Annotated in this window: 5 protein-coding genes; 3 read left to right on the top strand and 2 right to left on the bottom strand. The window is 64.0% G+C overall.

The annotated features are described in order from the left end of the window. Positions 1–1,173: 1,173 nt before the first annotated feature. The 3 genes from WC739_RS01730 to WC739_RS01720 all read left to right on the top strand — a co-directional run bounded on the left by WC739_RS01730 (position 1,174) and on the right by WC739_RS01720 (position 4,769). A complete protein-coding gene (locus WC739_RS01730) occupies positions 1,174–1,893 on the top strand; it encodes a hypothetical protein (RefSeq protein WP_372951280.1) in 720 nt (239 codons plus the stop codon). Between the two features lie 108 nt (positions 1,894–2,001). Then, positions 2,002–2,412: a DUF1036 domain-containing protein gene (locus tag WC739_RS01725; RefSeq protein WP_372951282.1), complete on the top strand. Its 411-nt coding sequence runs from the start codon at positions 2,002–2,004 to the stop codon at positions 2,410–2,412. After that, entirely contained in the window at positions 2,409–4,769 is a 2,361-nt protein-coding gene (locus WC739_RS01720; RefSeq protein ID WP_372951279.1) for a M23 family metallopeptidase, read from the top strand. The genes WC739_RS01725 and WC739_RS01720 overlap by 4 nt, the downstream gene beginning before the upstream one ends. Before the next feature lie 90 nt (positions 4,770–4,859). On the opposite strand, the gene WC739_RS01715 is transcribed toward WC739_RS01720, so the two are convergent. Beyond that, positions 4,860–5,396 (bottom strand): OmpA family protein, encoded by a 537-nt coding sequence (locus WC739_RS01715; protein ID WP_372951278.1) that lies wholly within the window; start codon positions 5,394–5,396, stop codon positions 4,860–4,862. Positions 5,397–5,569: 173 nt separating this feature from the next. Further along, positions 5,570–6,811 (bottom strand): caspase domain-containing protein, encoded by a 1,242-nt coding sequence (locus tag WC739_RS01710; RefSeq protein WP_372951277.1) that lies wholly within the window; start codon positions 6,809–6,811, stop codon positions 5,570–5,572. Positions 6,812–6,819: the final 8 nt, after the last annotated feature.

The raw sequence follows: 6,819 nt of genomic DNA, 5'->3' as shown, positions 1-6,819 counted from the left end.
GACGAGCCGACGACGCCGCCGATCCTCAGGCCACCCCGCGACCGACCGGGCCTGCCGCGAGCCGGTCACACGCTTGTGCCGGGCTCCGAGGCCCGTGGGCCCGTCGAGGCACTTGATCCGTCAACGCGGGACTCGAGCGGGCCGAACTTCGTGCCGCATGTCCGGCCCGCGCATTTGTCCCAACCCCGGCCGCCAGCCGCCGCCAGCCCCGCCAAGGCGGTCAAGCCCGATGTGCCCGCAAAATCCGCAAGGACCCTGACCGTTGCGATCGCAGCCTTGGCGGCAGTTACTGTCGTTTCGGCTACGGGGGCCTATCTCAGTGGCCTGATGACGCCCGCCACCTCCGGCGCCGGCAACACAACGGAAGCGCTAACGCCCGCGCCGGAGGCTCCGAAGTCCGTCTCCGCCGACGAAGCCGCGCATACACAGGCGCCGGCAAAGGTCGTTCCGCCGGCATTGCCGCAGCCGGAAGCCAGCATTCCCCCGGTTGAAGATCGGCAGGAGAGCGCCGCGCCCCAGAATCCGGCACCGGCGCCGCCTGCCGGGAATGTCACGCAAACCAAGGAACCGGTGAAGCCTCTATCAATCGCGCCGTCACCACCGAAAGCATCGCCATCGATCCAGCCGGACACATCGGCCAGCGCACCTCCGGCGGAAAGTCAGGCGGATGCCAAGGCGACACAAGCGCCCGAACCCTCACCGCCCAAGGAGACGCCGTCGCAGGTCAAGGAAGCGCCCAAGCCAACCGTGACGGCGACACAGGCGCCAACCGAAAGGGTTTCGCCGTCTACAAAGCTGCCACCGCGCGAGGCGGCCAGCGCACCGCCGGCTGAAAGGCCGGCAAACGCGCCGGCCGGTCCAAAGCATGAGCCCGCACAACCGGCCATTGCTCTACCGCCGGCCAAGGAGGCACCTAGACCGACCGAGCCCGAAGCGTCAGCTCCAACCGTGCAAACCCCGCCGCGAAATCAGGCCGAGGGCGTGACCAGCGACAGCCGGAAGACCGTTCCCGCTGCTGAGATCGCTCCCGTCCCGACGCCGGCGACGCAGCCGGACGTCGCGCAAAGCCGGGCGCCCGAGCAGCCGGCCAGTCAGCCGACGCCGCCCCAGGCAGCCGCGCCGTCATCCAAACCCGCGGCAAGCGCAACGGATGTCGCGAACGCGGTGAGCCAAATGGCTGATTCATTGGCAGCCAAAAAGCCGGACCAACCGGTCGTCGCTTTGAATATGCCCAAACCGGAGATCCCCCCGGTCGTCGACGACCTTGCGCAACGGGTTTCCTGGGTTCGCGATTTCGCCGGCGGCGACTGTTTCTACGCAACCATGATTTCGGCAGCCGACAAGTCCGCCGCGATCGAAGGATTCGGAACGGCGGTCCAGCCATTCGAACGGATGCTGGACGATTTCCAGGCGAAATTCCATGTCGAGCCTGACATCAGCGTCCGCCTCATCGAACCAACCCAATGCGAAGTCACCAATTTTCTGCGTTTTCTGGGGCAGACTTCCGCCGACAAGCCGCAATTGGTGCTCGATCGGACATCGGTGCCGAACGGTACGCCGATCAGCGGCTCGCTGGTGACGCAGGGCGGGCTGATCTCCAGCGTGCTGCTGATCGATCACAAGGGCATGGTGTTCAATCTCGACGACCGCATCGTCGCCCAATCGGACAAGGCAAGCTTCAGCATCCCGATCGGCCTCGGCGCGGCCGACAAGGCGGCAGGAAAGGCCGTGCCGCAGATCATCCTCGTGATCACGGGGCCGCAGGATATCCAGGCTGCCGCGCTCTTGAGACCCACGCCAGCTTCGGTGCTGCTGCCCAAGATCCTCGAAGAAATCGAGACCGACGGGTCCCGGTTCTCGGCCACCGCCAAGTATTTCCGCCTCGGCGGATAGCATGGCCGCGCGATGGAACTCCGCCGCTCGTGTTTGACCCGATTGTCCGCCGGTCCGCGCATAAGCCAGCGTGATCCGCTGCGAGCGCTGATGGCGCTGACTGGTCGCATGAAGCTTGCGGTCTTGGCCGGCACCGTATTGCTGGCCGTGCTGTCGTGCAGCGAAGCGCGCGCCGAATTCACGGTCTGCAACCAGACGCTCGACGTGGTCAATCTCGCCGTCGGCCAGAAGGTGGACGATGCGGACCAGACCGATGGCTGGTGGACCATCGGCGCCAATCAATGCGTCAACGTCATCCGAGAGGAACTGGCCAACCGCTACATCTACATCTATGCAACCGACGTGTTTGGCCATGCGATCCTCACCGGATCGACCGAAATGTGCATCGAGCGGCGGCGTTTCTCGATACGCGGCATCGACGAATGCTGGCAGCGGGGTCATATCGCGGCGCAATTTCTCGAAGTCGATACGCTTGAACAAATTCGGTGGACTTTCTTCCTGACCGGAAGCAAACCGTGATGCACAGCATCGACCCGAGCTTCAGGGAGAAAAAGCAGGCGCGCGCCGCGCTTCGCAGACGCCTGGTGTGGCGCAGAGTCCTTGCCGGCCTTGGCGTGATTGCCGTGCTGACGATGGCCGGCGGCTTCTACCTCACCGCCGACTACTGGTCGTTCGGCGACGAAGACGAGGAGTTGCACGCGGTCGAAGGCGCGGACGACGTTCCGGCGGATGCGTCCGTCTATGTGCCCGCCATCATCGACCTGGCGGGAGACCCTATGTGGATCACCCTTGCTCCCGATGCCGGCGCCGCGACGAAAGGCCGGGCGATCCCACGCCCGGCGGAACTCGATCAGGCCGGCGTTTCCCCAGAGATCGAGGTCCTGTCGGATGTCATGCTCAGCGCCAGCGAAAAATTCATGACAACGATACCGTCGACACAGGAGGATTTCGCATTCTTCCAGGCGCAGCGCGGGACCGCGGCGGCGCCGACCGCCGCCCCACCAGCCACGGACGCCGCGCCGCCCGGCGATCTGCAGAACGACCTTGTGCCCTCGCCGGCCACGGATCAACCGCCTGCTTCGGGTCGGTCGGCTGACGCCGACGACCCCGAAGCCGGCTGGGGCGAGACAATCGATGCCGGCGACGCGGCGCTGCCGGCATTCCAGAAAACCCAGATCGAAAACAACACGAGCGTCGCGATCGCCACCAATGAATATCAGCGCTTCGAGGCGACCCAGGACATTTTCGTCAAGATCCTCAACGACCGCAGCCTGGACAGCGTGGCGCTCGATGCGCATTTCTCCGACGAAGATGCCAAATCGGCGGGCGCGGCCCTGAAAGCCCTCTTCAACCGGGACGGCCTGGAAGCGGGTTATGTCGTGGCCATGCGCGGCTTCCGGCCGAACCGGGAGACGACAGTCATGGCCCTGATGCAGGTCTCGGTCTATGCGAGGAATGTCTTTGTCGGCACCCTGACGCGCAACACGGCGGGGGCGTTCGTATCGGGCGTCGATCCCTGGGTCCGCGAAGATTTGTTCAACTATTCCGGGGCACAGGAGGAAGGCGCGCACAAGAGGCAGTATCGTCTGCTCGACGCGATCTACTCGACGGCGGCCCGCAACAACGTGCCGACCGGCGTGATCGGCGAGGCGATCATGTACCTGTCGAGGGGGCAGGATCTGGATGCCTTTGCAAGCGAGGACCAGCGTCTCGTGCTGATCTACTCGCAGACGCCGCGCGGCAATGACGAGGGCGCCGGGCGGGTGCTGTATGTCGGCGTGCAGGGCACCGAGAAAAGCCTCGACTGTTTCGTCTTCAGGCAGAGCGACGGCCAGTACGCCTGCGTCACCGGCGACGACCAGGTCCGCTCGCTGACGGTCGCCAACGGCATGGTCACGCCGGTCAACGGCGTCATGACGTCCACTTTCGGTCCACGCATGCATCCGATTCTCGGCGCCGTGCGCATCCACAAGGGCGTCGACTGGGCGGCTCCCGTGGGCACGCCGATCGCGGCGGCTTTCGACGGCCAGATCACCTTCCAGGGCGATGGCGGCAGCTATGGCAATCTGGTCAAGATCTCACACGAAAACGGGCGTGAGACACGCTACGCGCATATGCAGAAATTCGCGATTGCGGCCGGCGTCGGCACCAGGGTCAAGGCTGGCGACATCATCGGCTACATCGGCACGACCGGCCTTTCGACCGGACCTCACCTGCATTTTGAGCTCTATCAGAATGGCGAGGCGATCGACCCCCTCGGCACTGTCACCGTGGTCGCCTCGGGGGATTCTGCGGTCGAAACGCTTACCGACCGCATCGTCCATGTCGAGAGTGGCGGCAGCGCCCGCGCCAAGAACCCGAATTCCTCGGCCACCGGCGCCGGCCAGTTCATAACGTCGACCTGGATCCGGATGATGAACACCTACCGGCCGGAACTTGCGCGCACGCTGTCGACCGCCGACCTGCTCGCCCTGCGCTACGACGCCACGATCTCGCGCGAGATGGTTCGCAACCTGGCGCGCGAAGGCGAGGCCTATCTGCGGGCGCGCGGTCACCAGATCACCGCCGGCCGGCTCTATCTCTGCCACTTCCTGGGAATGGAAGGCGCGCATCAGGTGCTGTCGTCACCAGAGTCGGCGCAACTTGCCGCCGTGCTCGGTTCGGCCGTCATCCAGGCCAACCCGTTTCTCACGGGCAAGACAGCCGGCTATGTGGTGGATTGGGCCGAAAGGAAAATGGGGCAGAAGTTCAGCCGTGTGGCCACGGACGCCAATACACGGCCGGCGACCATGGAGATCCGGCAGACATCGCCGGAATTTGAGAAATACAAGCAGGCCGTCACGACCGTCATAAGCTCGATCCAGAATACGCTCTAAACCGGCCTGACATGGCATGGTCGCCCGACCCGAAAGCTATGAGCTTCGGCCGAAGGTGGGCACTGGCGGCGTGCTCAGGCCTTATAATTGCTACTGCGTCTTTATCCGCATTTCCACGCGCCGGTTCAGCGGATCGTACGGGTTTGGACTGCGCGGATTCCTTTCGCCCAGGCCGATCGCGTCGATGCGGGACGCTTCGATACCGCTGGCCGTCAGGAATGCCGCCACCGATCGCGCTCGTCGTTGCGACAGGCCTTCGTTGTAGTGCACGGTGCCCGTGGCGTCGGTGTAGCCTTCGACAACGAAACTGAACGTGCTCAGCCGGCTGTCCTTCAACGCCTTGGCGAATTCGTCCAGTTCAGCGCGCGCGGTCGTGTCAAGTTCTGCTGAATCCAGGCCGAAATTGATCAGCATATCGAGACTGGATTTTTCGGCCGGTTCGTCTTTTGCCTTGGTCTTGCTCTTGCACTCCTCCTCGGTGCCGACGCAAATTCCTCGCGACTTGCCGAGATCGGCCGCACCGGCGAAAAACTTCACGATGTCTTCGGATTTCTGTACGGGGTCGGCGGACGCGTGGGTCGAGACAAGCACGACCGCCACCACAAAGGCTGAGCTGCCTAACTGCATCGCGGTTACTCCTGTTTGAGCATCCCATTACGATGGCAGCCATTATACCAAGTTTCAGGGCATTTGTCTGTCGGTAAACGCTGGGGTATCGCGGCGCCGCCAGTTGAGCCGCGCGGTTAAGGCTTGCGGATGTTGTTGACGCTCATGCCGAATGGATGCCGTGAGGCTTCCTATTACTTGCAGCCGCCTTGCGCCCATTTGGCAAGCGCCACCTTGAAGCGTGTTCCCAGCGGATGCTGCAAGCGCAGGACGGAGACATCGTTGGCGGCGAAGTTTTTCGCCTGTTCGCAAAGCCGCGCCTCGTCCCATTCATGGCAGCCATCGCAGTGCTTGCCCTCCCAGACCGACTTGTCCAGTCCTTCCACCGGGCTGAAGAGCGGCATGCTCTTGATCAGCTGGGCAATGCTCTTGCCGTCGATTGCCGGATCGCCGAAGTCGATCGGATGGTCAAACAGGATCGGCGCATCCGACGCCAGCTTGGGGATCTTCTGACGCAGCACATCGAGCGCGAGTTGGTCGTCACTTTGGCCTGGTGCCGCCACGCCCGTGTTGCGCGCGCCGGAGCCGTCTTCGGCCGGCAAGGGGCTCGCCTCGCCGACGATCAGCGGAGCGTTTAGATCGACCTTGTGGAGAACGACCTCCGTGGTCAGGGAAACATTGATCCAGGGCCGCTGCTTCCCGGCCGTTGCCTTGAAGACGTCGCCGGTGACCCTGTTCATCGCCTCGGTGATGGAGACGTTGGATTCGCCGATGTGCTGGAGCAGCGCCGCGGTGAAAGGCGAATGTTCGCCCGACCCGTCATAGGCGAGTTGATCGGGACTGGCGGCGAAGGCGACGAGCGTGCCGGCGCCACCATTCTCTATCGGCATCTCGGCGAGGCCGCTGCTGGCGCCGCTGATGCCCGCCGTCTTCGCTAGCACTTGCGCGAGGGGATTGTCGCGGCAGGCGTCGAGAAACACCAGCCTTATGCTGGTCTCGCGCGACATCTGGCGCAACACAAAATCGACCGACACGGCCTCGAAGTCGAGGGAGGTCTCGTCCTCCAGCGCAGCATCGACCGGCAGCAGATAGTTCTTGCCCGAAACCTGCAAGCCATGGCCGGCGTAGAAGAACAGCGCGACGTCGGCACCCCGCACCTGCTTTGCAAACTGCGCAATCGTTGCCTGCGTCTGCGATTTGGTCAGGTCGAATCCGGAAACGACTTCGAAGTCGAGGTTTTTCAGGCGTTCAGCCATGGCCTGGGCGTCGCGCACCGGATTGGCCAGCCGAGCCGCGTGCTGGTACTGCGAGTTGCCCAGGACCAGCGCGACGCGGCGCTCCGCATGGGCGATCGTCAAGGTCAACAGCAGGGCGACCGCCGCAACGCCAAGGGCGCGAACGAAGCTACCGCAACGGGCGATCGGATCGGACCTCACCCGCGACC

It is taken from the genome of Mesorhizobium sp., from assembly GCF_041661565.1.
Lineage (GTDB): Bacteria > Pseudomonadota > Alphaproteobacteria > Rhizobiales > Rhizobiaceae > Mesorhizobium.
Note: the sequence above shows the minus strand (reverse complement) of the source record. Positions and strands in the feature narration are given on the sequence as shown.